At 30.4% G+C, this 17,236-nt stretch carries 14 protein-coding genes; 8 read left to right on the forward strand and 6 right to left on the reverse strand.

The features are described 5' to 3' along the window. Window positions 1-44: 44 nt before the first annotated feature. On the reverse strand, window positions 45-887 hold the full coding sequence (locus AC2I98_RS15790; RefSeq protein WP_486412585.1) for a DUF4197 domain-containing protein: 843 nt from the start codon (window positions 885-887) through the stop codon (window positions 45-47). 50 nt (window positions 888-937) lie between these two features. Further along, window positions 938-2,524, reverse strand: a complete 1,587-nt coding sequence (locus tag AC2I98_RS15795; RefSeq protein ID WP_486412586.1) for a peptide chain release factor 3 — start codon at window positions 2,522-2,524, stop codon at window positions 938-940. A gap of 117 nt (window positions 2,525-2,641) precedes the next feature. Here AC2I98_RS15795 and AC2I98_RS15800 point away from each other — a divergent pair, with 117 nt between their 5' ends. The 4 genes from AC2I98_RS15800 (at window position 2,642) to AC2I98_RS15815 (ending at window position 8,817) form a co-directional block, all read left to right on the forward strand. Then, a complete protein-coding gene (locus AC2I98_RS15800) occupies window positions 2,642-5,833 on the forward strand; it encodes a T9SS type B sorting domain-containing protein (protein ID WP_486412587.1) in 3,192 nt (1,063 codons plus the stop codon). Between the two features lie 17 nt (window positions 5,834-5,850). Continuing rightward, window positions 5,851-6,810 carry a PorP/SprF family type IX secretion system membrane protein gene (locus AC2I98_RS15805; RefSeq protein ID WP_486412588.1) on the forward strand — a complete coding sequence of 320 codons (960 nt, stop codon included), beginning with the start codon at window positions 5,851-5,853 and terminating at the stop codon, window positions 6,808-6,810. Window positions 6,811-6,821: 11 nt separating this feature from the next. After that, entirely contained in the window at window positions 6,822-7,466 is a 645-nt protein-coding gene (locus AC2I98_RS15810; protein ID WP_486412589.1) for a hypothetical protein, read from the forward strand. Window positions 7,467-7,614: 148 nt separating this feature from the next. Then, window positions 7,615-8,817, forward strand: a complete 1,203-nt coding sequence (locus tag AC2I98_RS15815; RefSeq protein ID WP_486412431.1) for an IS256 family transposase — start codon at window positions 7,615-7,617, stop codon at window positions 8,815-8,817. A gap of 57 nt (window positions 8,818-8,874) precedes the next feature. On the opposite strand, the gene AC2I98_RS15820 is transcribed toward AC2I98_RS15815, so the two are convergent. The 3 genes from AC2I98_RS15820 to AC2I98_RS15830 form a co-directional block, all read right to left on the reverse strand. After that, window positions 8,875-9,816, reverse strand: coding sequence for a PstS family phosphate ABC transporter substrate-binding protein (locus AC2I98_RS15820; protein ID WP_486412590.1), 942 nt, complete (start codon window positions 9,814-9,816; stop codon window positions 8,875-8,877). After that, window positions 9,800-9,994 (reverse strand): C4-dicarboxylate ABC transporter, encoded by a 195-nt coding sequence (locus tag AC2I98_RS15825; RefSeq protein WP_486412591.1) that lies wholly within the window; start codon window positions 9,992-9,994, stop codon window positions 9,800-9,802. The genes AC2I98_RS15820 and AC2I98_RS15825 overlap by 17 nt, the downstream gene beginning before the upstream one ends. Window positions 9,995-10,169: 175 nt before the next feature. Further along, the gene (locus AC2I98_RS15830; protein WP_486412592.1) at window positions 10,170-11,117 is read right to left on the reverse strand and encodes an energy transducer TonB; all 948 of its coding nucleotides are present in this window, start codon (window positions 11,115-11,117) and stop codon (window positions 10,170-10,172) included. 121 nt (window positions 11,118-11,238) lie between these two features. Here AC2I98_RS15830 and AC2I98_RS15835 point away from each other — a divergent pair, with 121 nt between their 5' ends. Then, window positions 11,239-11,901, forward strand: a complete 663-nt coding sequence (locus tag AC2I98_RS15835; RefSeq protein ID WP_486412593.1) for a carboxypeptidase-like regulatory domain-containing protein — start codon at window positions 11,239-11,241, stop codon at window positions 11,899-11,901. Between the two features lie 42 nt (window positions 11,902-11,943). On the opposite strand, the gene AC2I98_RS15840 is transcribed toward AC2I98_RS15835, so the two are convergent. Then, a complete protein-coding gene (locus tag AC2I98_RS15840) occupies window positions 11,944-14,538 on the reverse strand; it encodes a TonB-dependent receptor (RefSeq protein WP_486412594.1) in 2,595 nt (864 codons plus the stop codon). Between the two features lie 386 nt (window positions 14,539-14,924). Between AC2I98_RS15840 and trpS the strand changes: the two genes are divergently transcribed. From trpS to AC2I98_RS15855, 3 genes are all read left to right on the forward strand, one after another. Continuing rightward, complete coding sequence (gene trpS, locus AC2I98_RS15845) at window positions 14,925-15,896, forward strand: tryptophan--tRNA ligase (protein ID WP_486412595.1); 972 nt, start codon at window positions 14,925-14,927, stop codon at window positions 15,894-15,896. A 153-nt stretch (window positions 15,897-16,049) separates the two neighbouring features. Further along, window positions 16,050-16,379, forward strand: coding sequence for a HesB/IscA family protein (locus AC2I98_RS15850; RefSeq protein WP_486412596.1), 330 nt, complete (start codon window positions 16,050-16,052; stop codon window positions 16,377-16,379). 1 nt (window position 16,380) lies between these two features. Then, the gene (locus AC2I98_RS15855; RefSeq protein ID WP_486412597.1) at window positions 16,381-17,235 is read left to right on the forward strand and encodes a hypothetical protein; all 855 of its coding nucleotides are present in this window, start codon (window positions 16,381-16,383) and stop codon (window positions 17,233-17,235) included. The last annotated feature ends 1 nt before the right edge of the window (window position 17,236 follow it).

Genomic DNA, 17,236 nt, shown 5'->3' on the forward strand with positions numbered 1-17,236 from the left:
ATAAAAAAATCGCTACAACATTGTAGCGATTTTTTTTATGATAATTATTTTTTAGAAAGTGATCCAAAAACTTGTTGTAATATCGAGGTTGTTTGTAAAGCCGAATTATTTCTAATACCGTTTTCTTTTTCAGCAACCATATTGAAAACTCCATTAATTGCTTGTTGAGTTACATAAGCATTTAAATTTGGTTCAATTTTATTTCCTGTCAACGTATTATATTTTGTAATCAAATTGTTCCAAACTTTGTCTGCACCAACTTTACCTAAAGAAGCCTCAACTTTTGGTTGAAAAGCTTTCGTTAAATCTGTGTTTGTTTTTAGTTTTAAGTAATTTGTAGCCGAATTATTTCCGCCTAATAAAATATCTTTGGCATCAGTAATCGTCATCGATGTTAAGGCATTTACAAAGATTGGTGCAGCTTCTGAAACCGCATCTTCAGCAGCAGTATTCAATAATTTTACACCTTTATCAGCTAAACTTCCCATTCCCAAAGAGCGCAAAGTTTTTTCGACAGTTTGCAATTCTTCAGGCATTAAGATTTTAGCGACAGAATTATTGTAAAAACCATTTTTTTGACTCAATGATTTTATTCCATCATTTAATCCAATTGATAAAGCTTCTTTTAATCCTGATGCTACAGTAGAATTAGATAAACTATTAATTTTAGTTAATGATGCAGCAGATAATGTAGTAGATTCTGCAGAGCTATTTACTACTTTTACTGAGTCTACTTTTACTGTTGAATTATTTTGATTAGAAGTTGTTTGATTATTTACTTTTTCAACTTCTTTTTTTAATGTTCCAAAAATTGATTTCAAATCTTGTGCTTTTGAATTTACTGCAAATGCTGAAATCAAAGTTATACTTAAAATGATCTTTTTCATTTGATTTTTTCTAAATTGTTTCAATCACTATTCAATTTCCTGACCAAACTTTAAAATTCACTTACAAAATGTAATTTTACTGAAGGAAATTTATCTTGTGTCATTTGAATTGTGAAAGCAGAATCTGCTAAAAATACCAGTTGATTGAATTTATCTCTCGCTAAATAACGTTGTTTTACACGTTTAAATTCTAAGAATTCTTCAGATTTTTCATCTTCAACTTCAACCCAACACGCTTTATGTACAGAAAATGGTTCGTAAGTTGCTTTAGCACCATATTCGTGTTCCAAACGATATTGAATAACCTCGTATTGTAATGCTCCAACGGTACCAATAACTTTACGATTGTTCATTTCTAATGTAAATAACTGCGCAACACCTTCATCCATTAATTGATCAATACCTTTTTCCAATTGCTTAGCTTTCATTGGATCAGCATTGTTGATGTAACGGAAATGTTCTGGCGAGAAAGCTGGAATTCCTTTGAAAGAGAATTTTTCACCTTCTGTCAATGTATCACCAATTCTAAAGTTTCCTGTATCGTGTAAACCAACAATATCACCTGCAAACGATTCGTCAACGACTTCTTTTTTATCAGCAAAGAAAGCATTTGGCGCGGCAAATTTCATGTTTTTACCTTGACGAACATGGAAATAGTTTGTATTACGCTCAAATTTTCCAGAAACGATTTTAATAAACGCTAAACGATCGCGGTGTTTTGGATCCATATTTGCGTGAATTTTGAAAACGAAACCAGAAAATTTATTTTCGTAAGGTTCTACAATTCTCAAATCTGTTTCTTTAGATTGTGGAGTAGGAGCTATATCTACGAAAGCATTTAGCAATTCTTGGACACCAAAATTATTTAAAGCAGAACCGAAAAATACAGGTTGTAAATTTCCGTTCATATATTCTTGCATATCAAACTCAGGGTAAACACCATCAATCAAATCAATTTCATTACGCAAGTTTTCTGCATAAGAAGTTCCAATTAGTGTGTCTAATTCTGGGCTTGCTAAATCCTCAATCTTCGTTGTTTCAGAAATTTTTTGTTTATTATCTCCAGAAAAAATATTGATATTTTTCTCCCAAATATTATAAATCCCTTTGAAAGTAGCACCGATACCAATTGGCCAAGAAAGTGGTGTAACTTGTAAATCTAATTTTTGTTCTACTTCGTCCATCAAATCGAAAGCATCTTTTCCTTCGCGGTCCATTTTATTAATGAAAACCAACATCGGAATTTTGCGCATACGACAAACTTCTACCAATTTGATTGTTTGTTCCTCAACCCCTTTTGCAACGTCAATTACAACAATTGCAGAATCTACAGCAGTTAAAGTACGGAAAGTGTCTTCAGCGAAATCCTTGTGACCAGGTGTATCTAAGATATTAATTTTTTTTCCTTTGTATTCGAATGCTAAAACCGAAGTTGCAACAGAGATCCCACGTTGACGCTCAATTTCCATAAAATCGGACGTGGCACCTTTTTTAATTTTGTTACTTTTTACAGCTCCAGCTTCTTGAATAGCTCCACCAAATAATAATAACTTTTCTGTTAAAGTTGTTTTACCAGCATCGGGATGGGCAATAATACCAAAGGTTTTTCTTTTATTTATTTCTTGTTCTAAAGACATCTTAATCAAATTTTCAGGTTGCAAAGATAGTTTATCTCACGAAAATTAGAAACATTATGAACAATAGAATATTCTAAACTAAATTGCGTTATTTTAAAATAAAGATGACGAAGAGTTATGAAAAAGATATTTTACTTTTTATTGTTGATGTTAAGTGAGTTTGTTTTGGGGCAGATTAGTCAATTTAACAATTTGTGTAAAAGCAATTCTGATTTAAGTTTATCTACCGCTTATCAGAATATCGAATTTAAAACAGCTATAAAAGATGGAAGTAATGGCATTTCTTGCAGAAGTGATGAAAACGATAGATACAAAAGTGTAAATTATTATAAAGTTGTTTCAGGAGGAAAGTTTGTATTTAATTATACTGCAAGTAGTAATGTCAATTTTCATATATGGGTCTTATCAGAAAGTGAATTGAATGATTTTTTCTTTAATAATAAAACACGTTATGAATCAATTAGGTCTTCTTATAGTTTATATACATCAAATAAAGGCTTATATAATGGGGTTTCTGACGAATGTGAATATTATGATTATATAAGAGGAAATGATGCAGATGGTAAATTAAAACCAATCGATGTAGTTGCTGGACAATATATTGTAATAGGATTTGTAAGCCGTGATTCTAATGCAAAAATTAGTTTTGTTACTCCAGGAGGTACAGCAATTGTTTGTGAACCAGAGCCAATTAGTGGAAATACAGAGTTGTCAGGTAAATGTTTTAATGAAGTTTATACCATTTCAGGAATTAAAGATAAAGTTAAATCACAAATTTTAGTAGATCATTCACAAATAGTTGATGCAGATAAAATTAAAATATACAATTCAATTACTTCTGTAGATGAAGTTACAACTGATATTACTTCTTCTATAGGATTAGGACAAACTTATATAGCCAAAATTTTTGATGATAGAAATGTTGAGATTTATAGATACACAGTTTCTATTAATTTTAAAGCAGGATATAATTTTTATTTTACGGATTTTACTTATGAAGTTTGTGGAAAAAATTACATAGTTGATTATGAAGATATTATCGAGAAACATGTGACGAACTATACTGATGTGAATAATTTTAGAATTAATTATGTTGAATACGGAGGTGTAAGATATTCTGATGGTCAAACAATAAATTTTAGTGATGATTTTGTGAGAATGAATGTTTCTATTACGTATATAGGAACTGATTTATGTGAGAGTACAGATGATTTTCAAATCGATATTCGAGATGTTAAACATTATAATTTATATACACCAGAAATTATTACGACATGTAATTCTAAATTCACGATTAATAAATTAGATTTAAGAATTAAAACTCAAGTTATTAATGATGAAGATTACGATTTAAAATTTTATTTATTTGATGGGACAGAGGTTTTTGAGAATGATGAAATAGATATAATTTCAGGTCAATTAAATTTAACATATCAAGCTGTTCATTATAATACTGGATGCCTTGGAGAGAAAGGAACTTTAATAATCAAGCAAACCTCACAAGCAAATATTATTACGAATGAGATAAAAGATATTTGTCTTTCAGATTTTAATCAATCAAATATTGATAATTCAATTTCTATAATTCAAAATGGAAATTCTTATCAATTAAGATTTTATAAAACAGATGGAACAGAAATAATTGAATCTAATTTATTCAATTATATTAGAACAACTTTAGACGGTAAAATAATTGTAAAAGCTTTGGCAGCTGATAACGGAAATACAATTTGTGATACAGTTGTTGAGTTAAATTTTTCTTTGGATGAATCGGATGTAACTCTTCCTACTACAATTCCAGTTTTTGAAAAAAAATGTATGAATGCAGCTTCAGTTACAAGATTCGAAGTTTCTGAAATCGAGAAGTATTTAGAAGATAATGTTTATTATCAAGATTTAGAGTTTAGAAATTTTGATTTATCAGGATATTCACTTAATGAAAATTCTGAATTAGAAATAGCGTATGATTTAAGAAAAACTGGTGAATGCTGGACTTCTTCTAAAATAATTATTAAAACTATTAATCAACCAAATGTAGATGATGAAATTTATTCTATTAAATTTTGTGAAGGAGAATCATTAACAATTGATGATAATTTATTAAAAAATACTTTTGGAAATAATGTCCTTAACTATCAAATAAAAATAGATGGAGTGAATTATGTTGTAGGAACTTCAATTCAAAAAACATTAAATTTTGAAACAAATACTTCTTTGAATATTCCGATTGAATTTATAAATAATGGATGTTCTAAAATTGTAGATTTAACGATAAATAAAAAACAAGATTTAATTGTTGATATTCCTGCTTTAGAAACGTATACACAAGATCATGAAATCATTTATTGTGAAGATAGTTCTCCGGTAGCGAAAACTAAAATTCAAGCAATTTTAGATTATATCAAAATACAATATCCAACTTTAGTTGCGCAATCTTCTGTTGACGAAATTTATGCAAAATTTATGTCTAATGATGATTTTGTTGAGGTTGTTTTTAATGATCCAAATTATTGTGGTATCGCAACGATTAAATTTTATTATAAAATAAATACTTTGCCAACAATAACAGTTCCACCAACGGGAGATTTTTGTTCAGGAGACTTGTATCATTTAGATTTTACAACTCAAACAGATTATGATAAGTACTATTATGAGGTAGAAAAAGATGGAGTTAGAATTAACGGAATCTATAATTTTTCTCTGGATGTTGGTACATATAAAATAACAATAGAAGATAAATTATCAGGTTGTTCTATTGTTAAAACTTTGGTTGTTTCTCCTTCAGAATTGCCAACAATAGAAAAAATTACAATCAACGAAAAAAGTATAATTGTTTCTGCGAAAGGAAAAGGAAAATTGGAGTACGCTTTATTTGATTCTAAAGGTGATATAATTATAGATTGGCAAACCAATAACGAATTAATTGTTCCAGATGATATTAAAAATAATGATTTTACAGTAAAAGTAAGATTGAACGGTTGTGGAGTTTTAGAAGAAGAGGGAATAATATTTTTAGATTTGCCTAATGTTGTAACTCCAAATAATGATGGTTTTAATGATGTTTGGAAGCCAAGAACAAGAAAGGGACAAACAAACGATTTAGTTAAATCATATAAATTACTTATTTTTGATAGATATGGAAAACAGATATTAAGTAAAGAAGGAGTTGGTATAATAGAATGGGATGGAACACTAAATGGAAATACTTTAGCTGATGGAACATATTGGTATACACTTCAAGGTTCTAAATCAGGAAAATTAGAAGTTTTATATTCTGGAAGTATATTAGTAAAACGTAAAATCAACTAATTGATTGAAAAATATTTATGAAAAAAACAACACTAATCATATTCGCTTTATTCTCACTTTACAAAGTAGAAGCACAACAAGGTTTACCTTTTTATAATCATTATTTGGTGAGTGATAAAATGTTAATCAACCCATCGTATGCGGGACAAGATCCAAATGTGATTTCAATTACAGGGACACACCGTAATCAATGGGACGATTTGCCTGAAAGTCCAAGTACACAAACGGTAAGTGCACACGGAATTATTGTCGATCGTTTGGCGTTAGGAATGCAGTTTTTTAACGATAGAAATGGAGCAGTTAAAATGACTGGATTTGGAATTAATGCAGCATATCATATTCCAATCGATGACAGAAGTTATGATGGCGACGAAATCAATGTGTTTTCTTTTGGTGTAGGTGCTTCTAACGTTTCGCAACGTTTTGATTATTCTAAAATTATTGCAGAAGATCCTTATGATCCTGCTTTACAAGAAGATAAATATTCAACTTATTTTGCAAATTTGGGATTGTCTTTCAAATATGCAGGTTTCTTCGGTGGAGTTTCTGTTTTGGATATTCCGTTGAGCCAAAATGTCTATTATGTAAACAATGTAGAACCTTTGCCAACGTGGTATTATTTCAATGTTGGATATAAATGGAATGTTGCAGATGGAATTGCGTTAGAACCTTCTTTGGTGTATAATCTTAATTCTAATTCAGAACGTCATTTAGATATCAATTTAATGTCGCATATTGGTTTCGGAGATAATAATCAAGGTGTAGATATTGGAGTAGGTTATAAGCAAGGAATGGATGCTAAAAACAGTAATCCATTATTTATTTCTCCAATTCTAAAGTTTAAAGTAGGAACGTTAAAAGCAGGTATTTCGTATGATATCGGTTTATCAGATTATCAAGTAGATGGTCGTAAAAATGGAATGTTATTTAGTTTAGGTTTTGATTTGCAAAATCCTTGGGGAGCAAGATTTGATTAATGTTATTAATGATGAATAAAATTTTACTTTTAGTCTTATTTATTGTTGGTTGTTGTTTTTTTAGTTTTTGTAAGTCAAGTCCTGAAACTAATTTTTGGAATTGGTTTAAAAAAAATGAAAAATATATTTATGATAATATAGATAACAAAGAATTACAATTAGAATTGTATGATAAGATTAGAAATGAACTAGTAAAGGTTGATTCAAACTTAGTTTTTAATTCAAGTCCAATATTAGAAAATGGGAAAAGAGAATTTACGATTTCAGCTGATGGTTTAAAAGAGAGTTTTGCATCAGTTGAGAAACTAGTTAAACAATCTCCGAAATTTAAAAATTGGAATATTATTGCTTTTCGCCAAAGAATTGATAATGATAATTTAGGAATTCGTTACAATGATTATGAAATATCTTATGATGATTTGTATTATAAATCATCTATGAACGAAGGTTTATATGGAATAGATTTATACATCAAGAATTTTGATGGTAGTGGACAAATGCAAAATACAATTTATATTTTACTTGATGCTTTGTTAGGAGAATATGACACAACAATGCGTATTGATTGGATTGAATGGCATAATTTGAATAACGAAGATCTATCTAATTTTAAACATATAATAGAATTAAGAAAAGAGATAGATAATAGGAAATAAAACAAAAAAACCTTCCAATTCGGAAGGTTTTTTGGGTAGTATCACACAAACTGTGTAAGAAGAAAAGTTATTCTGAAAAATTATGAGCCTTACAGCTCAAATAATTTTTCGGAGATAACTTTTTATTATTTTTAAACGTTACATAGTTATGATCGACAAAGAAGATTTATTAAACAGTAAGGATTTTTACAAGTCCTTTAAGAATGGAGAGGATTTAACATCTTTCTTCAAGGAGCTGCACAAGAAAGCAGTTGAACATATGTTGGATGCTGAACTAGATAGTCATCTAGACAATGAAAAACATGCCAGAAGCAAAGATGGAAATTATCGAAACGGACATGACTCCAAGAAAATAAAATCCGCTTTTGGTGAATCAGAAATTAAGGTTCCTCGTGATAGAAAAGGCAGTTTTGAACCTGCTTTAGTTCCTAAAAGACACAATATTATCGATGGTTTAGAAAATATTATTATTTCATTTTATGCCAAAGGAATGAGTGTTTCGGACATCGAAGAACAGATTCGCGAGATGTACGATTTTGATATTTCAACATCAACAATATCACGAATTACTAACGCTGTTGCTAGTGAAGTTGTTGCTTGGCAAAACCGACCGTTAGACGATTTATACTTGATTGTTTGGATGGATGGAATTGTTTTTAAAGTTCGAGAAAATTCAAAAGTCATCAATAAAACCATTTATTTAGCCGTTGGTTTAAACCGAGAGGGAAGAAAAGAAGTGTTAGGCATGTGGCTTGGAAAGAATGAGAGTTCCAGTTTTTGGATGAGTGTTTTGACCGATTTAAAAGCTCGTGGTGTTGAAGATATTCTCATTACAGCAACCGATAATTTGAACGGATTTACCCAGACTATTCGCTCTGTTTTTCCAGAATCGCAAACTCAAATTTGTGTAGTTCATCAGATTAGAAACGCTTGCAAATATGTGGTTTGGAAAGACAGAAAAGAGTTTTCTGCCGATATGAAACACATTTATACAGCACCCAACAAAGACGCCGCAAAAGCTGCTTTGGACGATTTTGCAACAAAATGGGAAAGTAAATATTTGTACGCCATTCAATCCTGGAGAAATAATTGGGATGAATTAACCGTATTTTTTGAATTTCCGCTAGAAATCCGTAAAATCATTTACACCACTAATTTAATTGAAAATCTAAACGGAAAAATTAGAAAATACACTAAAAATAAAATGTCATTTCCTACCGATGATGCTGTCTTAAAGTCTGTTTATCTGGCACTCAAAGAGTCCACTAAAAAATGGACTATGCCAATCCATAATTGGGGAATTGTTTTAAACCAATTTATGCTTATTTTTGAAAATAGGCTCAGATTATAAAATCTAAGCCCTAACTTTTCTACTTACACACTTGATGGGATAGTGTCGTTTTTTGTTTTATTGTAATGGTTTTTCTAACGTATTAATTTGAACTTCTCTTTTGAAAATAAAATACGGTTGAAGACTTTCACGTGTTACAATTTTTTGTCCACGTTGCGAACCTGCAAATCGTGAGAATCCTGCTCCAATTCCGAAACCAACTTCGTTTTTCAAAATGTAAATTTGACGATAAAAAGGATAAACACCATATTTTAAGTTCGGAATAGTTGGTAATGCTAAGTTTCCTTTATCATCTGCAATAGATAATATTTTTACCTTTTTTAGATATTCTTCAACTTTTGGATTTCCTTTGTCACTCAAAATGTTCAATCCAATAATTCCGATTGCTGTTTTATCTTTTTGTACAAAATCTATTACTTTTTCAGCATCACCCATCGCTGTTACTTTAGCTCCATTTTCTACAGTTAATTTCAGTCTTTCATTCACTGTATTGTAATTGGCAGAGTTTGGATGATCAAATATAAAGGTCATTTTCGGATCATTTTTATATAAATTATCCTTTATATCTTTCATCGTGATCGAATTGATAGGATTATCTACAGAAGTGATAAAAACTGCTGCATCTAAAGCAATAACAGACGAAATATATTTGGTTGTTGTTTTATTAAATAAGTGTTCTTGTTGTGCTTTTGTTAAAGGTTTACTTGCCATCAACAATGGAATTTTACCTTCATAAAAATCTTTGATTGCTTTTTCTTCAATCTCTTCATTTATTGAGATTTTTACATCTGGATAATCGACCATATACATATCTGCCAGCGATTGCGCCAAATTTTTAAAACTTGGATCTACTGTCATGGTTAAATTTCCGTATTCGTGTAAAGCACGTTTAACAGCAGTTTTTTGTTCTGCTTTTGTTTGTTTTTCTTTGTCTTTACAGCTAAAAGTAGAGAAAATAAGAAAGGCTGAGAGTGAAAGTAAACTAATTTTTTTGATCATTTTTATAAGATTTTATACCGCGATAAACACGAAAAGCGCCATAAACAATAAATAAAATACCCAATAACATCGCTTTTGTTTCGTCTAATTTGACGATGAAAAACTGATATTTCCAAGTAAAAATTCCGATCAAAAAATAACCGAAACCAATCAATCCGTAAACAATATTCTTATTCATAATTCGCGACGAAGTTACAATTTTATTGTGTTAAGATTGACTTAAAACTTAAATTTTATACGATAAATCTGCATTTAATAGAACTTTTCTGAATAGATATTCAATTTCTTAAACAATAGAAACCATCACACTCATAAAATAAATGCAATGGTTTCAGAAAGAAAAGTATTATGTTTTATTCTGCTGTTTGAAATTTAACAGGAATAGAGAAAATTAAATTTGCATCAGAACCATCTTCTAATTTTGCAGGTGTTATTTTTTTACCTTTTCTTAGAATTTGTTTGTTGATTCGTTCTAACGCAGATTTAGCTTCTTTTCCTAAATCTTGATTACTTCCGCTTAATGGTTTTACTTGTGAAATTTCACCATTTTTATTCACGATAAATTGCATTTTAGCTACCGCACTTCCTATATTGTTTCGCGATGCTGTTTCAGCAAAATCAGTTAATTCATTTCCTAATTCTTTCGAAATTTTATCACTCATACATTTTGTTAAAGCAGCATTTCCTTTTTTACTTTCGCTTTCACAACCTGGATAAATTGCCATAACTGCAGCGTTTTTAGCTGTAATTGTAGCATTTGAATTAATGACAGGTTTAACTTCTTTTGGACCATCAGGTATTTTTGTGTTAGGTTCACCAATTTTGTTTCCTGTATCACTCACTTCACCACCACCAACTTGACCAGTAGAAGCTATTCCATCTCTATTTTCTGTTCCAAGATCCGCTTTTTTCAACTCATCAACTGGTTTTATAGTTTCTTCAACTTTAGGATTTGTAGTTGGATTAGGAATAATGTGCTTTACTTGTTCTGTTTTTAATTGAATTGTTTTTTCTTCCATCGGAGGATCTTCTTTTGGAGGAATTACCTCTTTTTTTTCTGGAGGCTTTACATCATCAATATCCGTAATATCTACTGTCACTACGTGTTCATCAATAATTGTTGTATTTTTCATTGCTCTATTGTTTGCATAGATAGTTCCTCCTGTCACTAATACAACAATACCAATCCCTACAAAAAGAGATTTCATCAAATCGTGGTTTGCAACTTGTCTTAGTTGGTATGCACCATATTCTTTGTTTCGATTTTCGAAAAGAATGTCTAAAAAAGCTTTGTTACTCATATCAATATAATTTTAAGGTTAATACTTGTTTTTTCTTTATAGATTCATCTTTTTGCAAAAAGGTTGGTTGAGGTTTGAAAAATTTTCGAAAAAAGTTTAATTTTATTGAAAAGTCAATTTTATGCAACTACAAATAGAGAAGAAATGTAAACAGAATTGGATGGAAATGAATTCAGTTTCTGATCAACAAAAATTTTGTGAAGTTTGTTCTAAATGTGTGCACGATTTGGATCATTATTCGTTCAAAGAATTAAAAACTTTTCTGAATGAAAATCCTACTGCTTGTGTAAAAATAAAAACAAGGAATTTAGAACAGTTTAATTCTTATGAAGCTTCTCATTCAATTGCTAATCAATCTAAAAAATGGTTGCAATTTTCATCTTTAGTGGGGTTTTTAAGTTTTTCTACTTTAGCAAAAGCTCAAACAGAAAATGATTCGATCGTTGTGCAAGGAATTATTAATGATAATAATGGTTTTCCTTTAGTGGATGCAGAAGTTAATTTAAAAAATTCAAATAAGATAGTTTATACAGATGAAAATGGAAAATTTGAATTGAAAGCTTTAAAAGGTCAATCTACATATGAAATTGAATATTATTATGTTGGGATTGAGAAGCAGGTTTTTGTCATTGATAATCCGTCTGTTTGTCAAATTATAACTGATAAACAAGAAGTTAATTATTTGGAATTAGGAGGTCCAGTTATATTTAGAAAAAGAACAATTGTAGGCAGAACTATAAGAACAATTACTTGGCCATTTCGCCAAATTGGAAAATTGTTTTAAATAAAAAAAAACGAGAAGTGATGAGCCTCTCGTTCTTAAAAATTAATTATTTGCTTTGAAATTATATCTGAGTGTAATTCCATAAGTTTTTGGATCAGCGACAACACCTGCGTATTGTCCGTAACTTCCGGGTGCAGCAAGTAATTGTTCGTAATAATCTTTGTTGGTTAAGTTTCTACTCCAAACAAAAATTGAAATTCCGTTTGTAGCTTTGAAGCCTAATCTTGCATTAAGTAAAGTGTAACCGTCAATGTTTAAGTATTTTGAAGGTGAAGAACTCGATGAAAAATCTGAACGATGAAAAACATCAGCTCCAATAAAATAAGAACCTTCGAGATTAAGAAATTTACCTTTTTGAGTAGCTTCTGCGCCTAATGACAAAGACCATTTAGAAACGCCAGGTAAAACGCCTCCCGAAACATCTTTGAAGGCTTGTGCGCCACCAACTTCTTCTAATGGAACAGGTGCGTTAGTGAATTTTACATATTTAGCGTCTGTATACGCCAAAGCTCCAGTTATTTTAAGAAATTTCTGAATCGATATATTACCATCTAATTCTACACCTCTAACTCGTACTTTTTCTGCATTTGCTAAATATCCTCTGTTTACACCAGGTTCTGGCGTTTGTACTTGTGTTTGATAATCTTTTATATCAGATTGATAAACGGTTACATTAAGCAAAGTGTTTTTAGTAGGATTAGATTTAAAACCAATTTCTACATGATTAACAGCTTCCGGTTTTACCTTTGCCAATTCCAACATTACTTGTCCATTAGCAGTAGGTAATCCTCCCACATTTACACCGATTGGTTTATAACTAATAGAATATGTTGCATAGGCATTCCATCTTGGATTAAATTTATATTGAACTGATAATTGTCCCGACCAATTTCCTTCGTTTGCATCTACATCAAAAGTTTGATTGGTATAAACTCCATTTTTTAAAGCTATTAAAGCTGGATCTATTGTCTGTAATCCACCATAAGTTTGACGATCGTAATGTGCTTCTTTTTTATCGAAATTGTATCGAATTCCAGGAAGTACATGCAATTGATCTGTCACGCTCCAATCAATTTGTGTATAAGCAGCTAAACTTGTACTTTTTATTCCATAAATAGTTTTAATTCCAAAATTATCAAACAAACCAGGAGTACGCCAAAGTGGACTTGTAGAATTCTGTTGAAAACGCCACAAAGCAGAACCAGCTTCTTCTGTGTGAACAGGGTCTGTAGATAAATCTTGCCATAGACCAAATAAACCAATAACACCACTTATATTTTCGCTAATTTTACCTGAATATCGAAATTCTTGCGACCATTGATCATGAACAGAATTTCCAGAAGAAATAGTGTAAACAGGTATTCCAAGATAATCGCGATCATTTAAAGGAACCCATTTCCAATGTCTCCAAGCAGTTGTAGAAGTTAGTGTTCCATTTCCAATTTTAATATCAGCATTTAAAGCAACTCCGCCTAATTTATTGTCTGCTTTAGACTGTGTGTCTAAGTCAATTTTTCGTTCGAAAGCACTTTTGTATGGAATTTCGTAACCTAAATCTTTTATGATATTATCAAATTGCCTGTATTCTGCACGTTGAGTTCTTACAACACCAGCAACAGCCCATCCATATCCATCAGGTTTTTGAGCAGAATAATCTCCCGAAAGTAAAATCTTTACATTTTTTGTAGGAGTAAATAATAATTGTCCTCTAAATCCTTGATTATTTACATCGTTTATTTTTCTATTCGTGTGTACATTGTATAGATTTCCATCGCGTTGTGTTCCAGAAAAAGAAAATCGAGCAGCTAAATTTTTTGCAATTGGTCCAGAAATAGATGCTTTAGCTTGAATAAAACCTAAATTCCCATAACTAACTTCTGCATTCGCTTCTGGTTTAAATTGTAGTAAACGAGAAGTAATATTAAAAGCACCAGCTGTTGTGTTTTTTCCAAACAAAGTTCCTTGTGGTCCTCTTAATACTTCTATTTGTTCTATATCGATAAAATCTAACCAAGTCGCCGCTGGTCGAGCAATGTAAACTCCATCTAAATAAAAACCAACACCAGGATCTATTCCATCATTCGTTAATCCGTAAGTAGAGCCTAAACCTCTTATATTAAGAGTTGTATTTCGTGCATTAGAAGCATACAATTGTATAGTTGGTACAAGTTCTTTTATACGATTTACATTAAAAGCTCCAGCATCTTCTAAGACTGCTCCTCTAATGGTAGAAACTGGAATCGGTACTTCTTGTATTTTTTCTTTTCTTCTACGAGAAGTAACCAAAACTTGGTCTAAATTCTCAGATGGTACATTTAGTTCTATAATTGTATTTGTATTTTCTACAATAACATGTTTTGGATCGTATCCAGATAGGTATACTGAAAGATTTACAGGTAATTTTTGTCCAGTAATAAATTTAAATTGACCATTGTAATCTGTTTGAACTTGATGTGTAACCCCATCCAAACTCACTGTTGCTCCGGCTAAAGGTTCTTTAGAGTTAGCATCTATAATTGTACCTGTAATAGAATCGTTTATAATAGGTTTTGGAGTTGGATCTTGCGCGTGTACTTGCGATATTGTTAGTGTATGTATAAGAAAGACAAGGCTAATTCTGAATAGTGTTTTTTTCATAATTTTTATTTGTAAAATGTGTTGTTATTTTTTTTAAAATGATTAATTAAGTCATCATTCTTTTTTAAAGCTGATTTAATCAGCAACACATTCGTCCAGAATAAAAAATAATAGGTTGTCGTAATAAATTTTTCCTTATAAAGAGGAAGTTAAATGTTTTTAAGTAATCTTTCATTTTAGTTTTTAATTTTATCTATATAAACTCTATCGATTTAATAGAGTTACAAATGTAAAAATTAATTTCATAATTAAAATTAATTTTTAAAATAAATTCTAACATCTATTTTTTTAAGATAAACAATGAGATTAAATGAAATAAACTTAGGGTAAGATTTAGTTCAATTCGTCTATAAAGTATATCTTTGCTTCTTAAATTTTTTAAACAAATGCCAAGAATACTTACAGGAGTTCAAGCAACTGGAACTCCGCACTTAGGAAATATTTTAGGAGCAATTTCACCTGCAATCGAATTAACAGAGAAAGAGGGGAATGATTCATTCATTTTTATTGCAGATTTACACGCTTTGACGCAAATAAAAGATGCAGAAGTGTTAAAACAAAATACGTACGAAGTGGCTGCAACATGGCTTGCATTAGGTTTGGACCCATCAAAAGTGGTTTTCTATCGTCAATCAGATGTAATCGAAACAACTGAGTTGACATGGTATTTATTAAACTTTTTCCCATTTCAACGTCTTACATTAGCTCATTCTTTCAAAGATAAACAAGATTATTTAGCAGATGTAAATGCTGGATTATTTACGTATCCAATCTTGATGGCTGCAGATATTTTATTGTACGATGCAGAAGTGGTACCGGTTGGGAAAGATCAACTACAGCATTTAGAAATTACGCGTAATGTTGCCGAGAGATTTAATCACCAAATGGGCGAAACATTTGTTTTACCACAAGCAGCAATCGACGAAGATATCATGTTGATTCCTGGTACTGATGGAAATAAAATGTCAAAATCAAGAAACAATTTTATCAATATTTTCTTACCAGAAAAACAATTGCGTAAGCAAGTGATGTCGATAGAAACAGATTCTACTCCATTAGAAGATCCAAAAAATCCTGATACAGATAATGTTTTTGCATTGTATAAATTATTAGCTACACCAGAGCAAATAGAAGAAATGCGTCAAAATTATTTAAATGGAGGTTACGGATACGGACATGCGAAACAAGCTTTATTCGAATTGATTTTAGAAAAATATGCAGATGCAAGAGTTCGTTTTGATGAATTGATGAGTGATAAACCTACTTTAGATGCTTTCTTAGAAAATGGAGCATTGAAAGCCAGAGTCGTAGCACAAAAAGTAGTGAAACGTACACGAAATAAATTAGGTTTAAAATAATTAACTTTTTTCTATTCGACTTCCTATCTATATGGGAATGAATGACTGCAAAAGGTTATAAATTATAAAACTTAAGCGATTGTTAATATTTATATCGTTCATTATTTGAAGTCATTTTAAATAAGTATCTTTGCAATATAAAATTAGAATCAAATGATTAAGGTTTCAGAATCAGCAAAAAATAAAATAATTTCACTTTTACAAGAAGAAGGAACTTCTATCGAAGAGTCTTTTGTTCGAGTAGGAGTTACAAGTGGAGGATGTTCGGGATTAAACTATAATTTAGAGTTTACGAAAGAACAAGGAACAGATGATAAGTTGTTTGATGACAATGGTGTTAGAATTTTGGTTGATAAAAAATCATTTCTTTACCTTGTTGGAATGACATTAGAATATTCTGGAGGATTGAATGGAAAAGGATTTGTTTTCAATAATCCAAATGCGTCTCGTACGTGTGGTTGCGGAGAAAGTTTTGCAGTATAACATGAAAAAAATTGCTTTATTCATAACACTTTTAATTGGTTTTGTTGCTTTTGGACAAAATACAATTGTAGAAAAAGATTTGATGGTGTTTCAGCCAACAGAAACTTCAAAAAAGTTAAATAAAGCATATTCAGAACATCTATTTTTTGGTTTGTTTAATGTAAAACCTTTTATCAAGGCTTTGGAATTAAGCGATTCAAAAATAAAAACGATGACCATTACCAATGCGTCAAATAAAAAAGTAGTTTATAAAGCGAATTATGACGCAACAGAAAATCTTCTTGATTTCGAGTTAACAGATGAGGTTGCAAAACCAATAAAAGTGAAATATACCTACAAAGATGGTGTAATTTTTTCTGAAACAATCGAAAGAAAAGGAAGTGAACCGAAGACAAACCAATTTTTTTACGACCAAGATAAAATGTATGTCAAAAATGGAAATAAACTTTTTGATATTGTTTGGTTAGAAGGAGATGTAATGTTGAAGAAAACCTATATGGAACAAAAAATAGGTTTTGAAGATCGAATGATGCATGATTGTAGAATAACAAAGTCATTGGGTCAAGATATTAACAAGGTTTGTTTTAGTAATTCAACATTCAAAGTGCCATTCAAATTGAATGAATATACGCCAGATGTTGTACAAAAAACGGAGAAAATTAATTTACAAGAAGGACCTTGGTCTGAAATTAAATTAGTTTCATCAAATAAATATCAGATTTTGAAAAATAATTTACCACAATTTGAGGTAATTTTAGATCAAAATCAACGATTAAAAGAATTTAAATTTTTAGGGAATAAAGCTGATAAGCAACAACCTTTACAGTTTAATTTTACCTATACATTTTATAAATAAT

The organism is Empedobacter sp. EJD.6dd (genome assembly GCF_057369435.1).